The organism is Stenotrophomonas sp. 278 (assembly GCF_003935715.1).
GTDB lineage: Bacteria > Pseudomonadota > Gammaproteobacteria > Xanthomonadales > Xanthomonadaceae > Stenotrophomonas > Stenotrophomonas maltophilia_AH.
Window position 1 is genome coordinate 1 of record NZ_RHPP01000098.1, and the last position, 16115, is coordinate 16115.

Genomic DNA, 16115 nt, shown 5'->3' on the forward strand with positions numbered 1-16115 from the left:
GCCGGGCCAGGGTGGTCGGCGACAACCGGTCCAGCGCCTGCGCATGCAGCTGCTGCAGTGCGGTGTCGTCAGGCAGGGGCGGGTATGGACGGCTCACAGTGCAATCTCCAGATGATCCTGCAGCGCCTGTCGGGCGCGCGAAAGATGGGTTTTGACGGCGCCTTCGCTGCAACCCATGGCGGCGGCGGTGGTGGCCCCGTCCAGCTGCTGCAGCACGCGCAGGGTGAAGGCTTCGCGCTGGCGCGCCGGCAGCGCGCGCAGGGCCTGCACCAGCCGCGTGTACTGCTCGCGCTGTTCATGCGCCTGGGCCGGGCCCGGGCCGCCGTCGGCCCAGTCAATGTCGTGGTCGTCGGCGCTCTCGTCGCTGCTGCGCCAGAACCGAAGGCGGAAGCTGCGGCGGCGCTGCAGGTCAACCACGCGCCGGCGCAGAATGCTCCAGAACAGGGGCGACCATTCGGCGGCCGGCTTTCCACGGTAGGCCAGCATGCGCAGCATGCTGTCCTGCACCGCATCCAGCGCATCATCGCGATGGCGCAGGCCGGCCTCGGCGAAGCGGAAGGCGCGCGGCCCGATGCCGGCCAGGAACGCGTCCAGCGACACCGGTAGTGCGGTGTCGGCCTCGGAGGTCTGGGGCGGCAGGGAGGGACTCACCAGCACAGGGTAGCGCTCGCGTGGGGGACACCGTGACAACGCACCAGCGGGCGGTGGGTTGACCGCCGCCCAGATCCGTTAAGCCCATGGTTATGATGGGCCACGGGATTACCGCCTGGGAGAGACACGGCAATGAGCGACGGGTTCGTGGCGTTGTACATCTTCATGCTGGCTGCCATTGCCGGCCATGTGATCATTTCGCGGGTGCCGGTGATCCTGCATACCCCGCTGATGTCCGGGTCCAACTTCATCCACGGCATCGTGCTGATTGGCGCGATGGTGGTGCTGGGGCACGCACAGACCCCGCTGGAGAAAATCATCGGCTTCATCGCCGTGGTGCTCGGTGCCGGCAACGCGGCCGGCGGCTACGTGGTCACCGAGCGCATGCTCGACATGTTCAAGCCCAGCGCCAAGCGCGCTGACACGGAGAAGTCCCCGTGAGCCTGAGTACCGCGCAGTTGCTGCACTGGGGCGTGCAGGCCAGCTATCTGGTCGCCGCCACCCTGTTCCTGCTCGGCCTGCAGCGCATGGCCTCGCCGCTCACCGCGCGCAGCGGCATCCGCTGGGCCGGGGTAGGCATGCTGCTGGCCACCGTGGCCACCTTCTTCCTGCCGGAACTGCACAACGTACCGTTGATCCTGGTGGCGGTGGCCATCGGCACCGGGGTGGCGTGGTGGTCGGCCAAGCGGGTGGCGATCACCGACATGCCGCAGATGGTGGCCCTGTACAACGGCATGGGCGGCGGCTCGGCCGCGGCAATCGGCGCGGTGGAACTGCTGCGCTTTTCGTTCCTGGTCAATCGCGATACCAGCCACTGGAGCGCACAGGCCATCGCCGACCTGGCTGCCCGCCAGCCCTCGGCCACGGTGCTGGCGCTGGCGGTGATCGGCTCGGCCATCGGTGCCGTCTCGCTGTCCGGTTCGATCATTGCCTGGGCCAAGCTGGACGGGCGGCTTGATCGCCGGGTGACCTTCCCGGGCCAGCAGGCCTTCAACCTCGCCGTGGCCGTGGCGATGGTGGTACTTGGCGTATGGGCAGCGGTGAGCCTGAGCCCGGTGGCGATCATTGCCTTCTTCGTGGTGGCGTTGGCGCTGGGCGTGCTGATGACCCTGCCGATCGGCGGGGCCGACATGCCGGTGGTGATTTCGCTGTACAACGCCTTCACCGGGCTGGCGGTGGCCTTTGAAGGCTACGTGCTGGGCAACGAGGCCCTGATCATTGCCGGCATGATGGTCGGTGCTGCCGGCATCCTGCTGACCCGCCTGATGGCCAAGGCGATGAACCGGCCGATCAGCGGGGTGCTGTTTTCCAACTTCGGGGGCGGCGGGGCCGGGCAGGAGATCACCGGCGCGCAGAAGCCGATCGAGGCCAGCGACGTGGCGGCGATGCTGGCCTTTGCCGAGCGCGTGGTGATCGTGCCCGGCTATGGGCTGGCGGTAGCGCAGGCCCAGCACAAGATATGGGAGCTGGCGCAGCGTCTGATCGATCGTGGGGTGAAGGTGAAGTTCGCGATCCACCCGGTGGCCGGGCGCATGCCCGGGCACATGAACGTGCTGCTGGCCGAGGCCGGCGTGCCGTACGACCTGATTGCGGACATGGACGACATCAACCCCGAATTCCCGACCACGGATGTGGCGCTGGTGATCGGGGCCAATGACGTGGTCAACCCGGTGGCCCGTACCGATCCCTCCAGCCCGATCTTCGGCATGCCGATTCTGGACGTGGTCAACGCACGCAACGTGGTGGTGATCAAGCGCGGCAAGGGCACCGGGTTTGCCGGGATCGAGAATGCGCTGTTCTACGCCGACAATACCCGCATGCTGTATGGCGACGGGGCAGGGGCGGCGAGTGCGCTGGTGAGTGAACTGAAAGCCCTCGACGGAGGTCACTGATCGATCTGGCGGGGGCACGACCAACGGTCGTGACCTACCGGGTGATCCGGGGGGTAGGTCACGACCGTTGGTCGTGACGGATGGATCACCGCGCGACGAACCAGCCCACCACCAGCGCCACGCCCAGCCACATCACCTCGGCCGCCCCGTTGGCCAGCTGAACCAGCGTCCAGGCCATATGTGGCCCCATCCGCAACGCTGATTCCCATGGAACCAGACCCAGCGAGCTGCCCACGTAGGAGGCGGCGATGGCCCAGTTGGCCACTGCGGCGACCAGCACGGTACCCAGCAGGGTCAGGCAGACCCGCAGCCAGGGCCGGCGCAGCGCGCCGAGGCGGAGCATGAACGCCAGTTCGACAGCGCCGACCACGGCCATCCAGCCCGCCTGGCGGCCACTGGCCAGGGCCACGAACCACCACAACAGCACGGCAGCAACCAGCGCGATCAGCAGCATCAGGGGCCAGAGCCAGTTCACGGATCGGGCAGAAACAGAGGTGGGCGGCATGCAATCTTCCTGTGAATGGCCACAGGATACCGGCTTGGGTGCGGGACGGCGCGCGAACGGCCGCTGGGCTAAACTGGTCACCTTGAGCGGCCCGTCCGCAGCCCCATATCGAACGCATGTATTCCCGTAGCAGCGAACCTGTCCACTTCGAGCGCGATTGCGAGGCCGTGATGGTCCCGCAGGGCGAAACGGTCACCCTGCCGGCCGGCAGCTATGGGTACATCACCCAGGCGCTGGGGGGCAGTTACACGGTGTTTGTCGAAGGCAATCTGTTCCGCATCGCCGGCAAGGACGGCGATGCCATCGGCAAAGAGGCTCCGGCTCCGCTGGAACTGCCTGCCGACGCCTCCGACGAGGAGGTGGAAAAGCTGGTGTGGCAGCAGCTGCGCACCTGCTTCGACCCGGAAATTCCGTTCAACATCGTTGATCTGGGCCTGGTGTACGAGGTGGACCTCAAGCACCTGGACGACGGCCAGCGCGAGGTGGACGTCAAAATGACCCTGACCGCGCCGGGCTGTGGCATGGGCGACATCCTGGTCGATGACGTGCGCAGCAAGCTGGAAATGATCCCGACCATCGCCGAGGCCGACGTCGAGCTGGTGTTCGACCCGCCGTGGGGCAAACATATGATGTCCGAGGCCGCGCGCCTCGAAACCGGCATGCTTTGACCGCCGCACGCACCTCCGTAGAGCCGGGCTTGCCCGGCTGCCGTCCCCGTACCGGGCTCGCCCGGCTACCGCTCCCGTAGAGCCGGGCTCGCCCGGCTTGAACCCAGAACAGGAAACTCCCGGTGTCCCAGTCCAACCCCAGCTTCGCCGTCACCCGTTCGGACCACCCGCGCAGCGCCGAGCAGCGCGCCCAGATCCTGGAGAAGCCGGGCTTCGGCCTGCACTTCACCGACCACATGGTGGAAGTCCGCTGGGACAAGGACACCGGCTGGCACAACGCCAACGTGCGTGCCTACGGCCCGCTGCAGCTGGACCCGGCGGCGGCGGTGCTGCACTACGGCCAGGAAATCTTTGAAGGCATCAAGGCCTACCGTCACGCCGACGGTTCGATCTGGACCTTCCGCCCGGACGCCAACGGCCGTCGCCTGCAGCGTTCGGCGCAGCGCCTGGCGCTGCCGGAACTGCCGGTGGAGATCTTCGTGGAATCGCTGAAGCAGCTGATCGCGGTGGATGCGGACTGGGTGCCGTCGGCCGATGAGTCGAGCCTGTACTTCCGTCCGTTCATGATCGGCGACGAAGCCTTCCTGGGCGTGCGCGGCGCACACAAGGCGGGTTACTACGTGATCGCCAGCCCGGCCGGCCCGTACTTCGCCAAGGGCGTGGCCCCGGTGTCGATCTGGCTGTCGACCGAATACGCACGTGCGGCCAAGGGTGGCACGGGCGCGGCCAAGTGCGGCGGCAACTACGCCGCGTCGCTGCTGCCGCAGCAGAAGGCGCAGGCGCAGGGCTGCTCGCAGGTGCTGTTCCTGGACCCGGTGGAAGGCAAGTACCTGGAAGAGCTGGGCGGCATGAACGTGTTCCTGGTCTACAAGGACGGCACCCTGGTGACCCCGGCACTGTCGGGCAGCATTCTGGAAGGCATCACCCGCGAAAGCATCCTGCAGCTGGCCCGCGACCGTGGCATGAAGGTCGAAGAGCGCAAAGTGACCATCGACGAGTGGAAAGACGGCGTGGCCTCGGGCGAGATCGTTGAAGTGTTCGCCTGCGGAACCGCCGCGGTGGTGACCCCGATCGGCCAGCTGAAGGGCGAGGGCTTCTCGGTCGGCGACATCAACGCCCCGGCCGGCGAAGTGACCATGTCGCTGCGCAAGGAACTGACCGACATCCAGTACGGCCGCCTGCCGGACCGTCACAACTGGCTGGTTCGCCTGGACGCGTAACCCGCGCCTCTGGTTCCACCCCTCGAAAAGCCCGCCTGCATTCAGGCGGGCTTTTTGCATGGGCGCAACCATTCCGAATACATCGATCCAAACGCACATAACCCTTTGACGCGCAAGCAATGTCCCGGACCTGGCGCGCAAGACAGTGACGCAGGACACGATTTGCCCTACCGAAGACTCGAATCCGGTACGGAAGTTCGTTCACATTCACAAACCTTTGACCCCGGATGTCTCAATTCGGAAATTTCACAAGACTGAAATCGCGCTGAAGCGTTGTTCGTAGTCGGGAAAACGCACTAGCGTCCCGGGTCGGTCGGTTATTCAGGGGGGCCGGTCCGCTTCCAACGGTTCGATCCGCGCCATCGCCCTACAGCGAACGGATTGCACCGACTTCCGCCGCATTGACGGCATTTCAGTTCAAAGGGAAATCCGATGTCTCATGATTCGCAGCAACGTGTGCGTCAGCGCGCATTGGTGGTACTGGGTGGTTCGGTCTTGTCGACCCTGCTGCTGGCCGCGCCGGCGTTCGCCGGTGATGTGCAGCTGAGCGGTCTGGCCTCTGCGCCCACCCACCAGCGTTTCATCGTCAAGTACAGGGACGGGGCCGCCGACGTGGCCAATCCGACTGCTCTGGCCAGCTCCCTCAAGGCGGCCGCCGCGTCCGTGCCGTCCGCCCAGGGGCGCGCGCTGGGTCTGCAGAAGCTGCGCACCCTCGCCATTGGCCCGACTGTGGTGAAGGCGGACCGTCCGCTCGATGCCGCCGAATCGGAACTGCTGATGCGCCGCCTGGCCGCCGACCCGAACGTGGAATACGTCGAGGTTGATCAGCTGATGCGGCATACCCTGACCCCGAACGACCCGCGCCTGTCCGAGCAGTGGGGCTTCGGCACCAGCGCCGCGTCGATCAACGTGCGTCCGGCGTGGGACAAGTCCACCGGCACCGGCGTGGTCGTGGCGGTGATCGACACCGGCATCACCAACCACCCGGATCTGAACGCCAACATCCTGCCCGGTTACGATTTCATCAGCGACGCCGCCATGGCCCGTGATGGGGGTGGCCGCGACAACAATCCGAACGACGAAGGCGACTGGTACGCCGCCAATGAGTGTGGTGTCGGTTACCCGGCCTCCAACTCCAGCTGGCATGGCACTCACGTGGCCGGCACCATCGCCGCGGTGACCAACAACGCCGTCGGCGTGGCCGGTACCGCCTACAACGCCAAGATCGTGCCGGTGCGCGTGCTCGGCAAGTGTGGTGGCTACACCTCCGACATCGCCGACGCGATTGTGTGGGCCTCCGGCGGCACCGTCAGCGGCGTGCCGGCCAATGCCAATCCTGCCGAAGTGATCAACATGTCGCTCGGCGGCAGCGGCAGCTGCTCGACCACTTACCAGAACGCCATCAACGGCGCGGTGTCGCGCGGTACCACCGTGGTCGTGGCGGCTGGCAACAGCAATACCAACGTGTCCTCGGCCGTGCCGGCCAACTGCCCGAACGTGATCGCGGTGGCAGCCACGACCTCGGCCGGCGCGCGCGCCAGCTTCTCCAACTACGGCACCGGCATCGACATCTCCGCGCCGGGCGCGAGCATCCTGTCCACCCTCAACACCGGCACCACGGTGCCGGGCAGCGCGTCGTACGCCTCGTACAACGGCACCTCGATGGCGGCCCCGCACGTGGCCGGCGTGGTCGCGCTGATGCAGGCGGCGGCGACCACCGCACTGACTCCGGCGCAGGTGGAAAGCATCCTCAAGAGCACCGCGCGGCCGTTGCCGGGTGCCTGCTCGGGCGGCTGCGGCGCGGGTATCGCCAATGCGGACGCGGCCGTGGTTGCCGCGCAGAACGGCGGCGGCAACCCGAACCCGGGTACCGGCGAACTGCAGAATGGCGTGCCGGTCACCAGCCTGTCCGGCTCCAGCGGCACGTCACTGGCCTACACCGTGGCGGTGCCGAGCGGGCGTTCGCAGCTGAAGGTGACCATTGCCGGTGGCAGTGGCGACGCGGACCTGTACGTGCGTTCGGGCAGCGCCCCGACTGACACCGTCTACAACTGCCGTCCCTATCTGAGCGGCAACAACGAAACCTGCACGATCAATGCCCCTGCGGCCGGCACCTGGCATGTCCGGGTCAAGGCGTACAGCGCCTTCTCGGGCGTGACCCTGACCGCGCAGTATTGATGTGATCCGGCGCCCCGGCCTCGGCCGGGGCGTTTCTGTTCGGGCACCCCGTGGACACGCATGGCGTGTCCCTACATCGCACACCTGGCGTAGTGACGCGCCATGCGCGTCAGACGCACTCCATCAGGCGGATTCGAACCGGTTCGCGGCCACGTTCTTGCGCACGTGCTGCGGGTCCCAGATGCGCCCGTTCATGGCGATGTACACACCGCTCGGCAGCGACTGCACCGCGCCGATCGCGCAGCCGATGTTGAACTCCGCGTCCGAGCCACGGAAGCGGGCAGGGCTCAGCGCACCGGTCATCACGATGGTCTTGTCGGCGATGCTGCGCAGCACCTGGCCGGTCTGCACCATCGAGTCGGTGCCGTGGGTCACCAGTACATGGCGGGTGGGCTGCGCGGCGATGGTGGCGCGGATCAGCTCGCGGTCTTCATCGGTGATGTGCAGCGAGTCCTTGCGCAGGATCGGAATCACGTTGAAGCGGAAGGTCACGCCCAGTTCGCGCAGGATCATCCCGATCTGCGGATCGCCGATCTGGTAGTCCGACTTGTCGTCGAAGTAGATCTTGTCGATCGTGCCACCGGTGGTGATGATCAGTAGTTCTTCCATTGCAGGCATCCTGGGAGTGCAGTCAGATCCGCGCGGGAAATCGCGCGACGGTGACATGATACGTGGATGTGCACCGGCGCTACCGTTTAAAACGCTTGCGCAGACCCGGCGCATTGGCTACGCCAATGACCGCCAGCGCCAGCAGCAGCTCGGCCCATGCCCAGGCGGCCGTGTCCGGATGGCTCCAGGCGCTCATCACGCCGTGGCTGAACCAGAACAGCGCCAGCACCCCGGACCAGAACGGCGCGTTCCCGCGCCGGCATGCGACGCCCAGCGCCAGCAGCAGCGGCGGGGTGGTGAACACCAGCTGGGTCGCCAGCCAGTGCTTGTCCTGCCAGAACCATGCCGCATACACCGCGGCGAGGGCCAGCAACAGGCCGATCAACAACGCGTCGCGGCCGCGCCCGATCATTCCAACCGCCGCGCGATGTCGGCCACGCGCCGACCCAGTGCCCGTGCCAGGGTCGCTTCGTCGTCGCTCGGCACCGGGTTGTCGTCGGCTCCGGCCACGTGGCTGGCTCCGTAGGGGGTGCCGCCGGTGGTGGTATGGCTCAGCGCCGGCTCGGTAAACGGAATGCCGACAATCAGGCAGCCGTGGTGCAGCAACGGGACCTGCATCGAGAGCAGGGTGGATTCCTGGCCCCCGTGCAATGACGCGGTCGAGGTAAATACGCCTGCCGGCTTGCCGGCCAGCGTGCCGTTCACCCATTCGGCTCCCAGCCCGTCCAGGAAGTGCTTCACCGGCGCGGCCATGTTGCCGAACCGGGTCGGGCTGCCCAGCAGCAGTCCGCTGCATTCGGCCAGATCTTCCACGCTGACGTACGGGGCGCCGTCTTCAGGCACCGGGGGGCGGGCGGTCTGGGTCACGGCAGCGACCGGCGGTACCGTGCGCAGGCGGGCGCTCATGCCCGGCACCTCGCCGACGCCCCGGGCGATCTGGCGCGCAAGCCGCGCCACCGAACCGCCACGGCTGTAGTACAGCACCAGAATCTCCGCCATCTTGTTTCCACATCAGCCTCGGACAGGCCGCAGTATGCGGCCCTTTGTGCCTGCCTGCACCGCGCATCGGGTACGCTTGCTGCCAATGGAACCTCTGGATACCGTCAATCTGTGGATGGAGCGCGTGCGCGACCGCGCGCGTACCGCCAGCTTCGGGCGCTTCCTGTGGCGTCGCTTCCTGGATGACCGCCTGTTCCAGGCGGCCGCCTCGCTGGCTTACACCACCGTGTTCGCCCTGGTGCCGCTGGCCATCGTCGTGTTCGGCGTGCTGTCGGCGTTTCCGATGTTCGACCGCTGGAGCGACACGCTCAGCGACTATGTGTTCTCCAACTTCGTGCCCAACGCGGCGCGTGCCGCCGAAGGGTATCTGCGCCAGTTCTCGGCCAGCGCTGGCCAGCTCACCGCCGCCGGCTTCATCGCCCTGGTGGTGTCGCTGCTGATCACCCTCAACAGCGTGGAACAGACCTTCAACCAGATCTGGCGGGTCAGTTCCGCGCGGCCGCGGCTGACCCGCTTCCTGGTGTACTGGACGGTCCTTACCCTGGGCGCGATGCTGGCCGCCGCGTCGCTGGCGGTCTCGGCGCGGGTGTTCGCGCTGCCCTTGTTCGGCACCACCGAAGGCCGGCTGCTGGCCAACGCGTCGCTCACCCTGGCCCCGATCCTGATCGAGTTCGTCTGCATCATGCTGGTGTACCGGGTGGTGCCCCACCATACGGTCAAATGGCGGCATGCCATTCCCGGCGCGGTGCTGGCCGTGGTGATGCTGGAACTGGTGAAGTGGGGCATGGGGGCCTACCTGGGCAGCTTCCAGTCGTACCAGAAGCTCTACGGCACGGTCGCCTTCGTACCCATTCTGCTGCTGTGGATCTACCTGTGCTGGGTGTCGGTCCTGCTGGGTGCATCGCTGTCCTCGTCGATTGCCGCCTTCCGCTACCAGCCGGCCGAGCTGCGCCTGCCCACCGGCTATGAGATGTACGGACTGCTTCGACTGATCGGCCGTTTCCAGCAGGCCCGCGAGGCCGGCCGCAGCCTGGACGATGACGAGATCCTGCGGCTGGAGCCGATGCTGACCGACTCGCTGCTGCAGACCATGCTGTGCGACCTGGAGGCCATCCGGGTGGTACGCCGCGATGAGCGTGGCGAATGGCTGCTGTCGCGCGACCTGGATCGACTGACCCTGGCCGATCTCTACGAAACCACGCAGATGCGCATTCCGGTCAAGGAAGCGTGGCTGCCGTACCGCGACGACAGCCTCGGCTGTGCCTCGGTCAATGCCCTGGACGCGCTGCGCCTGCCACTGCGTGAGCTGCTCAAGCGCCGCGTCAGCGACATCTATGCTTCCCACGGAGATTCCCCATGACCGTTCGACCCTTGTTACTGGCCTTGGGCCTGCTGACCCTGGCCGCGTGCAAGCCCGCCGCCGAGCCTGCCGCACCCGAAGCCACGCCGACACCGGCGGCCCCCGCCGCAGCGGCCGAGCCGGCCGAGCCTGCCGCCGTCGATACCGAGCGCAAAACCGTGGAATCACCGCGTCTGGTGCTGCCGGCGGTGGACGGCAGTACCTATGACCTGGCCGCACACCGCGGCAAGTGGGTGGTGGTGAATTTCTGGGCGACCTGGTGCGCGCCATGCCGCAAGGAAATGCCGGAGCTGTCGGCCCTGCATGCAATGCGCGAGGAGATAGAGGTGGTCGGGCTGGCCTATGAGGACATCGAGGTTGATGACATGAAGGCCTTCCTGAAAGAACGTCCGGTCACCTATCCGATCGTGCTGGTCGATACCTACAACCCGCCGGAAGACTTCGCCATTCCGCGCGGTCTGCCGATGACCTACCTGATCGCGCCGGACGGCAAGGTCGCCAAGGAATTCCTGGGGCCGGTGACGGCCGCGGATATCGAAGCGCGGATCGCGCAGGGCAGCTGATTGCGGCGTACCGACCAGCGGTGCCTACCGGTGTGCAATACGCAGGGTAGGTGCCGACCGTTGGTCGGCACATGGCATCAATCCCCGATCGGGAACGCCTCGATCGGCTTGAGCACACCGAAATGCTCTTCGTGCAGCTTGCCTTTCAGCGGCGGCAGCTCCGGAATCGGCTCATCCACGTGGGTATCGGGCAGCCGGTCCAGCAGGTTGCGGATCAACGTCAGCCGCCCCCGCTTCTGGTCATCGAAATCCACCAGCGTCCACGGGGCCGCATCCCGATGCGTCGCGCGCAGCATCGCCTCGCGCGCTTCGGTATACGCGGTGTACTTGCTGCGTGACTTCAGGTCCACCGGCGAAAGCTTCCAGCCCTTGAGCGGGTCCACGTGACGTTCGGCGAAGCGCTTTTCCTGCTGCGCCTGGTCCACCGTGAGCCAGTACTTGAACAGCAGGATGCCGTCGTCGACCAGCAGCTGCTCGAACACCGGCGTCTGTGCCAGGAAAGCGCGGTACTGCGCCTCGGTGCAGTATCCCATTACATGCTCGACACCGGCGCGGTTGTACCAGCTGCGGTCCATCAGCACGATTTCGCCCGCGGCGGGCAGGTGGGTGACGTAGCGCTGGAAATACCACTGGCCGCTCTCACGGTCGGTGGGCTTGGGCAGGGCCACGACCCGGCACTGACGTGGGTTGAGGTGTTCGGCGATGGCCTGGATCGCGCCGCCCTTGCCGGCGGTGTCGCGTCCTTCAAACAGCACCAGCACGCGTTGCCCGCTGTGCTGGACCCAGCGTGCCATCCGCGCCAGCTCCAGTTGAAGCGGTTCGATCAGGGCCTCGTATTCCTTGCGCTTGAGTTTGCTCATGCATGCCTCGTCAGCCAACGGGAGCTTCAAGCGTACACGGCGGGGCATGGTTCCGAATGATCGGGATGTGGACGGTAGAGCCGGGCTCTGCCCGGCTGCTCTTCGTCGGGCATCACGCAGCTGCCGGCCCACGGCCGACGCTACCGGTCAGATGCCCTGCCAGCCATACTCACGCGCGAACGATTGCAGCAGCGCCGACAGATCTGCTGCAAACCCCGCCATATCAAACACACCACTGCGCTCACGCGCCAACGCCACGTCCGCACGCAACGTTGCCAGCGCGGCCGGATCGTTCCCCAGCCTACGGGCGGTCTCCACGAACGCTGCGTCGTCGGCGACGTTCATCCGCTCCAGACCCAGGTGAAGATTCAGGCTGCCGGCGACCCGCGCCGCGAAGGTCTCGCCCGGGCAGGTCAACACCGGGCAGCCGGCCCATAGCGCGTCGGAGGCGGTGGTGTGCGCGTTGTAGGGGTCGGTGTCCAGGAACAGGTCCGCCAGCGCATAGCGTGCCAGGTATTGCGGGTGCGGCAGCTTGGCCATGAACACCAGCCGGGCTGGATCAAGCCCGGCGGCCTCGGTCGCCGCACGCAGACGTGCATCGGCCTGGCCGGGACCTGACAACAGCCACAGTACACTGCCCGGCACCCCCTGCAGTATCGCGAACGCGCGTCGCACACTGCGCGGGTTGAGCTTGTAGCTGTTGTTGAAGCAGCAGAACACCACGCCGTGTTCGGGCAGCCCGCAGGTCGCACGATCCGGAGCCGGTTCCAGCACGCGGGTGTTGTCCGAGGGCTGGAACGCACGCGGCAGACGCAGCACGCGCTCGCTGTAATGCGGTTCCAGCGCCGGCGGCAACGCGAAGCCATCGCCAATGACGGCGTCCAGCCAGGGGGCACCCGACGTGCCCGGGTAGGCCAGCCAGTTCACCTGCAGCGGTGCCGGGCGCAGCGCCAGGGCCTCCGGTGTGCCGCCGCCGCCCCAGCCACGCAGGTCCAGCAAAACGTCAATGCCTTGGGCGCGGATGCGCGCAGCGGTGTCGGCGTGACGCAGGCCCGCAATGTCGTGCAGCGTGGTGGCCTGCTGCAGTCGCTGGCGGATGCGGCTGCCGTCATCGCGGTTGAGTGCGAACAGATGCAGCTTAAGATGAGGGTCGCGCTGCAGTTGTTCGAACAACGCCACCGTCAGCAGCCCTGTGGGATGCGCGCCAAAGCCATTCGACAACGCGCCCACGCGCAGCGCACCGCGTTCGCGCACGGCAGCCGTCGGGAGGGGGCGAACTCCAGCAGCAACCGCAGCGGCGCGGGTGCGTGCGCAGCGCAGCTGCTCAGCGGCGCTGGCGTCTTCGCTCAAAAACGCGAATGGCTCCACCACGCCGTTGCCGGCAGCGACCGCGTCACGCACCTGTGCGGCCAGGCGATCCAGGTCCTGCCAGTCGCACAGCCTGCGCTGCCAGGCCAGACGCTGCGCGGCGATATAGGGTTCGCCCGGCAACAGCATGTGGGCGCGACGGTAGGCGGCCGCCGCCCCCTCGGCGTCGTTGGCATCCTCCAGTGCATGGCCCAGCCACAGCGCGATGCCCGGATGCTCGGGAGCCAGGGCCGAGGCCGTGCCGAGCAGCCTGGCCGCGTCGGCGTGTGCCCCGGCCATCCAGGCCACCCGGCCCAGGCGTGCGAGTGCTTCGGGGTGGTTGGGGCGCAGCTGCAGCGCACGTCTCGCGGCCTGCTCGCCGGCCGCGATGTCGCCGGCTTCCAGATCCAGGTCGGCCAGCATCACCCAGGCCACGAAGTCGCCAGGCTGGCGCGCCAGCGCCTGCTGCAACTGTTGACGCTGCTGCCAGGCCGACACCGGTCAGCCTTCGGACAGACGGGCCAGTTCGTCGGCCTGGTGCTCGTGGCTGAGCCGGCTGACCAGTGCGTCCAGGTCGCCGGTCATGATGTTGGGCAGGTCATACAGGGTCAGGCCTTCCACCCGGTGATCGGTGATCCGGCCCTGCGGGAAGCTGTAGGTGCGGATACGCTGGCTGCGGTCTCCGCTTCCGACCTGCAGGCGGCGGCTCTCGGCCTGCGCGGCCGCCTGTTTGCTGCGCTCGCTGTCCAGCAGCTGCGCCTTCAGGCGCTTCATTGCCTTGTCGCGATTGGCATGCTGGCTGCGCTCGGTCTGGCATTCCACCACCACGCCGGTCGGGACGTGGGTGATGCGGATCGCCGACTCGGTCTTGTTGACGTGCTGGCCGCCGGCCCCGGAGGAGCGGAAGGTGTCCACTTTCAGATCGGCGGGGTTGATCACCACGTCGTCGACGTCGTCGACTTCCGGAATGATCGCCACCGTCGCGGCCGAGGTATGGATGCGGCCCTGTGACTCGGTGGCCGGTACGCGCTGCACGCGATGCGTGCCCGATTCGAATTTGAGTTTGGAGAACGCGCCGCGACCGACCACGCGCGCAACGATCTCCTTGTAGCCGCCGTGCTCGCCGGGGTTGTCCGATTCGACTTCCACTTTCCAGCCCTGGCGCTCGGCGAAGCGCGCGTACATCCGGAACAGGTCGCCGGCGAAGATCGCCGCTTCATCGCCGCCGGTGCCGGCGCGTACTTCCAGGAACAGGTTGCCGTCGTCGCGCGGGTCACGGGGCACCAGCAGCAGCGCCAGCGACCCGTCCAGGTCCTGCAGGCGCTGCTGCGCGGCGGCGATTTCCTCGTCGGCCAGTTCGCGCAGGTCCGGGTCGGCACGCATCGCCTCAGCGGCGGCCAGGTCGGCTTTGGCGCGCGCTTCCTCGGCCAGTGCGGTCGCCACCGGTTCCAGCTGTGCGAATTCGCGCGAGAAGTTGCGGAAACGCTCGTTGTCGCTGACCACCGCGGGGTCGGCCAGCAGGCGTTCAAGTTCCTCGCGGCGCTCGGCCAGGGCTTCCAGCTTACGGCGCAGGGTCGGCGTCATCGTTCCTCACAACAGGGTGTTGATACCCCGGCTTGGCCGGGAACAGGCGCTCGGCGGCGCGGGTCAGCTCAGTATCGCCGCTCAGCGCAGCGGCACGCAGGGCGGCGGTGGGCGGGTGCAGCAGCCGGTTGGTCAGCCCGTGTGCGAGCAGTTCCAGCACTTCCTCGGGCGACTTGCCGTTGGCCAGCTGCTGCCGCGCCTTGTCCAGCATCTCGGTCCGGGTCGCCTCGCCGTAGGCGCGCAGCTGGCGCAGCGGAGCCTGGTGGGCGCTGGCCTGCAGGGTTTCAACGAAGCGCGCGACCTGCAGTTCGATGATCGCCTCGGCCTCGGCGGCGGCCTCACGGCGGCTGCGGCGGTTGTCTTCCACCGCGCGCTCCAGGTCGTCGACGGTGTACAGGAAGGCGTCCTGCAGCTCGCCGACGGTCGCTTCAATGTCACGCGGCACGGCCAGGTCGAACAGCAGCATCGGCTTGTGCTTGCGCGTTTTCAGCGCGGCGGCAACCTGGGTGCGGGTGATCACCGGTTCGCGCGCGGCCGTGGCCGAGAACACCACGTCGGCCTCACCCAGGTGGCGTTCCAGTTCGGTCAGCGGCAGGGCCACGCCGCCGTGGCGGCTGGCCAGTTCCTGCGCGTGGGCCAGGGTGCGGTTGGCGATCAGCAGGCGGCGCACGCGCCCTTCGCTCAGGTGCCGCGCCGCCAGCTCGATGGTTTCGCCGGCACCGACCAGCAGCACGGTGGAATCTTCCAGCCGCGCGAACGAGTTCTGCGCCAGGCGGACCGCAGTGGAGGCGACCGAGATCGGATTGGCCCCGACCCGGGTATCGGTGCGGGCGCGCTTGGCTACCGAGAAGGTCTGCTGGAACAGCCGGTCCAGGCGTTGGCCCAGCAGGCCGTTGTCCCGCGCGACCGCCCAGGCATCTTTCACCTGGCCCAGGATCTGGGGTTCGCCCAGCACCATCGAGTCCAGCCCGGTGGCAACGCGGAACAGGTGGCGCACCGCATCGGCGTCGGCATGCTGGTAGAGATAGCCCTGCAGCTGGCCGGCATGGCTTTCCAGCCACTGCGCCAGCGCATCGCCGGATTCGGCCACCGCATACAGCTCGGTGCGGTTGCAGGTGGACAGCAGGACGGCCTCGGCGACCTGGGGGGTGTCACGCAGTGACGCCAGTGCACGGGGCAGCGCATCGCCGCCAAAAGAGGCGCGTTCGCGCAGCTCCACTGGCGCGGTCTGGTGGTTCAGTCCGAGCACCCACAGGGTCATTGTTCAGTTGCTTGCGATAAGCTGCTGGCCATTCAAGTCGTCATTTTAAGGCCATACGCCCCCGATGCCTGCATTGATTCGCATCTCCAGTGTTCTGCTGCTGTCCCTGGCCGCCAGCGGAGCCTTCGCGGCCGACGTAGAGCCGGGCTCTGCCCGGCTGCGGCCCTCCGCTGACAAGGCATCAGCGGCCGAACCGGCCCCGTTGACCCCGGTCATGGCGGGCGAATTCGCGCTGCAGGCCGGCAAGCTGCCCGAAGCCGCGCGCTGGTACCTGGAGGCAGCCGAGGCAGGACGTGACGATGCCGGTCTGGCCGAACGGGCAACCCGCATCGCCATGCTGGCCAATGATGACGTCCGCGCCGCCAAGGCCCTGAAGCTGTGGGAGGCGCGCGCGCCACGCGGGCTGGCCCTGCGCAGC

At 67.5% G+C, this 16115-nt stretch carries 16 protein-coding genes and 1 pseudogene; 8 read left to right on the forward strand and 9 right to left on the reverse strand.

All coding sequences use genetic code 11. The features are described from left to right. Positions 1–93 precede the first annotated feature (93 nt). A complete protein-coding gene (locus tag EGJ34_RS15205) occupies positions 94–657 on the reverse strand; it encodes an RNA polymerase sigma factor (RefSeq protein WP_125361302.1) in 564 nt (187 codons plus the stop codon). Positions 658–783: 126 nt separating this feature from the next. Here EGJ34_RS15205 and EGJ34_RS15210 point away from each other — a divergent pair, with 126 nt between their 5' ends. Next, a complete protein-coding gene (locus tag EGJ34_RS15210; protein ID WP_125361303.1) occupies positions 784–1092 on the forward strand; it encodes an NAD(P) transhydrogenase subunit alpha in 309 nt (102 codons plus the stop codon). Next, entirely contained in the window at positions 1089–2543 is a 1455-nt protein-coding gene (locus EGJ34_RS15215) for an NAD(P)(+) transhydrogenase (Re/Si-specific) subunit beta (RefSeq protein ID WP_125361304.1), read from the forward strand. The genes EGJ34_RS15210 and EGJ34_RS15215 overlap by 4 nt, the downstream gene beginning before the upstream one ends. A gap of 85 nt (positions 2544–2628) precedes the next feature. Here EGJ34_RS15215 and EGJ34_RS15220 read toward each other — a convergent pair whose 3' ends face one another. Then, complete coding sequence (locus tag EGJ34_RS15220; RefSeq protein WP_125361305.1) at positions 2629–3048, reverse strand: hypothetical protein; 420 nt, start codon at positions 3046–3048, stop codon at positions 2629–2631. A 116-nt stretch (positions 3049–3164) separates the two neighbouring features. On the opposite strand from EGJ34_RS15220, the gene sufT reads away from it, so the two are divergent. The 3 genes from sufT to EGJ34_RS15235 all read left to right on the forward strand — a co-directional run bounded on the left by sufT (position 3165) and on the right by EGJ34_RS15235 (position 7114). After that, positions 3165–3716 carry a putative Fe-S cluster assembly protein SufT gene (sufT, locus tag EGJ34_RS15225; RefSeq protein ID WP_125361306.1) on the forward strand — a complete coding sequence of 184 codons (552 nt, stop codon included), beginning with the start codon at positions 3165–3167 and terminating at the stop codon, positions 3714–3716. 122 nt (positions 3717–3838) lie between these two features. Further along, positions 3839–4936: a branched-chain amino acid aminotransferase gene (locus EGJ34_RS15230; RefSeq protein ID WP_125361307.1), complete on the forward strand. Its 1098-nt coding sequence runs from the start codon at positions 3839–3841 to the stop codon at positions 4934–4936. A 432-nt stretch (positions 4937–5368) separates the two neighbouring features. Continuing rightward, a complete protein-coding gene (locus EGJ34_RS15235; RefSeq protein WP_125361308.1) occupies positions 5369–7114 on the forward strand; it encodes a S8 family peptidase in 1746 nt (581 codons plus the stop codon). A gap of 123 nt (positions 7115–7237) precedes the next feature. On the opposite strand, the gene EGJ34_RS15240 is transcribed toward EGJ34_RS15235, so the two are convergent. The 3 genes from EGJ34_RS15240 to wrbA all read right to left on the reverse strand — a co-directional run bounded on the left by EGJ34_RS15240 (position 7238) and on the right by wrbA (position 8722). Further along, complete coding sequence (locus EGJ34_RS15240) at positions 7238–7723, reverse strand: asparaginase domain-containing protein (protein WP_125361309.1); 486 nt, start codon at positions 7721–7723, stop codon at positions 7238–7240. A gap of 79 nt (positions 7724–7802) precedes the next feature. Beyond that, positions 7803–8135 carry a DUF2069 domain-containing protein gene (locus EGJ34_RS15245; RefSeq protein ID WP_125361310.1) on the reverse strand — a complete coding sequence of 111 codons (333 nt, stop codon included), beginning with the start codon at positions 8133–8135 and terminating at the stop codon, positions 7803–7805. Next, the gene (gene wrbA / locus EGJ34_RS15250) at positions 8132–8722 is read right to left on the reverse strand and encodes an NAD(P)H:quinone oxidoreductase (RefSeq protein ID WP_125361311.1); all 591 of its coding nucleotides are present in this window, start codon (positions 8720–8722) and stop codon (positions 8132–8134) included. Before wrbA ends, EGJ34_RS15245 begins: the two co-directional genes overlap by 4 nt. Positions 8723–8807: 85 nt before the next feature. Here wrbA and EGJ34_RS15255 point away from each other — a divergent pair, with 85 nt between their 5' ends. Both EGJ34_RS15255 and EGJ34_RS15260 read left to right on the forward strand, forming a co-directional pair. Continuing rightward, complete coding sequence (locus EGJ34_RS15255; protein ID WP_125361312.1) at positions 8808–10082, forward strand: YihY family inner membrane protein; 1275 nt, start codon at positions 8808–8810, stop codon at positions 10080–10082. After that, the gene (locus EGJ34_RS15260) at positions 10079–10645 is read left to right on the forward strand and encodes a TlpA disulfide reductase family protein (protein WP_125361313.1); all 567 of its coding nucleotides are present in this window, start codon (positions 10079–10081) and stop codon (positions 10643–10645) included. Before EGJ34_RS15255 ends, EGJ34_RS15260 begins: the two co-directional genes overlap by 4 nt. Before the next feature lie 77 nt (positions 10646–10722). Here the strand turns inward: EGJ34_RS15260 and ppk2 are convergent, their stop codons facing one another. The 4 genes from ppk2 to hemA form a co-directional block, all read right to left on the reverse strand. Then, the gene (ppk2, locus tag EGJ34_RS15265; RefSeq protein WP_125361314.1) at positions 10723–11505 is read right to left on the reverse strand and encodes a polyphosphate kinase 2; all 783 of its coding nucleotides are present in this window, start codon (positions 11503–11505) and stop codon (positions 10723–10725) included. A gap of 147 nt (positions 11506–11652) precedes the next feature. Beyond that, entirely contained in the window at positions 11653–13350 is a 1698-nt protein-coding gene (locus tag EGJ34_RS15270) for a tetratricopeptide repeat protein (protein ID WP_125361316.1), read from the reverse strand. A gap of 3 nt (positions 13351–13353) precedes the next feature. Next, positions 13354–14436 carry a peptide chain release factor 1 gene (prfA, locus tag EGJ34_RS15275; RefSeq protein ID WP_125361318.1) on the reverse strand — a complete coding sequence of 361 codons (1083 nt, stop codon included), beginning with the start codon at positions 14434–14436 and terminating at the stop codon, positions 13354–13356. Next, positions 14414–15697, reverse strand: coding sequence for a glutamyl-tRNA reductase (hemA, locus tag EGJ34_RS15280; protein WP_125361320.1), 1284 nt, complete (start codon positions 15695–15697; stop codon positions 14414–14416). The genes prfA and hemA overlap by 23 nt, the downstream gene beginning before the upstream one ends. 64 nt (positions 15698–15761) lie before the next feature. Here hemA and EGJ34_RS15285 point away from each other — a divergent pair. After that, positions 15762–16115 (forward strand): annotated as a pseudogene (locus EGJ34_RS15285) (hypothetical protein); the annotation flags it as partial.

What these genes read in the sequence shown, in the direction of transcription:
- EGJ34_RS15210 (WP_125361303.1), top strand. Translation starts at nt 784, where the DNA reads ATGAGCGACGGGTTCGTGGCGTTGTACATCTTCATGCTGGCTGCCATT.
- EGJ34_RS15220 (WP_125361305.1), bottom strand. Translation starts at nt 3,048, where the DNA reads ATGCCGCCCACCTCTGTTTCTGCCCGATCCGTGAACTGGCTCTGGCCC.
- sufT (WP_125361306.1), top strand. Translation starts at nt 3,165, where the DNA reads ATGTATTCCCGTAGCAGCGAACCTGTCCACTTCGAGCGCGATTGCGAG.
- EGJ34_RS15235 (WP_125361308.1), top strand. Translation starts at nt 5,369, where the DNA reads ATGTCTCATGATTCGCAGCAACGTGTGCGTCAGCGCGCATTGGTGGTA.
- EGJ34_RS15240 (WP_125361309.1), bottom strand. Translation starts at nt 7,723, where the DNA reads ATGGAAGAACTACTGATCATCACCACCGGTGGCACGATCGACAAGATC.
- EGJ34_RS15245 (WP_125361310.1), bottom strand. Translation starts at nt 8,135, where the DNA reads ATGATCGGGCGCGGCCGCGACGCGTTGTTGATCGGCCTGTTGCTGGCC.
- wrbA (WP_125361311.1), bottom strand. Translation starts at nt 8,722, where the DNA reads ATGGCGGAGATTCTGGTGCTGTACTACAGCCGTGGCGGTTCGGTGGCG.
- EGJ34_RS15255 (WP_125361312.1), top strand. Translation starts at nt 8,808, where the DNA reads ATGGAACCTCTGGATACCGTCAATCTGTGGATGGAGCGCGTGCGCGAC.
- EGJ34_RS15260 (WP_125361313.1), top strand. Translation starts at nt 10,079, where the DNA reads ATGACCGTTCGACCCTTGTTACTGGCCTTGGGCCTGCTGACCCTGGCC.
- ppk2 (WP_125361314.1), bottom strand. Translation starts at nt 11,505, where the DNA reads ATGAGCAAACTCAAGCGCAAGGAATACGAGGCCCTGATCGAACCGCTT.
- prfA (WP_125361318.1), bottom strand. Translation starts at nt 14,436, where the DNA reads ATGACGCCGACCCTGCGCCGTAAGCTGGAAGCCCTGGCCGAGCGCCGC.
- hemA (WP_125361320.1), bottom strand. Translation starts at nt 15,697, where the DNA reads ATGACCCTGTGGGTGCTCGGACTGAACCACCAGACCGCGCCAGTGGAG.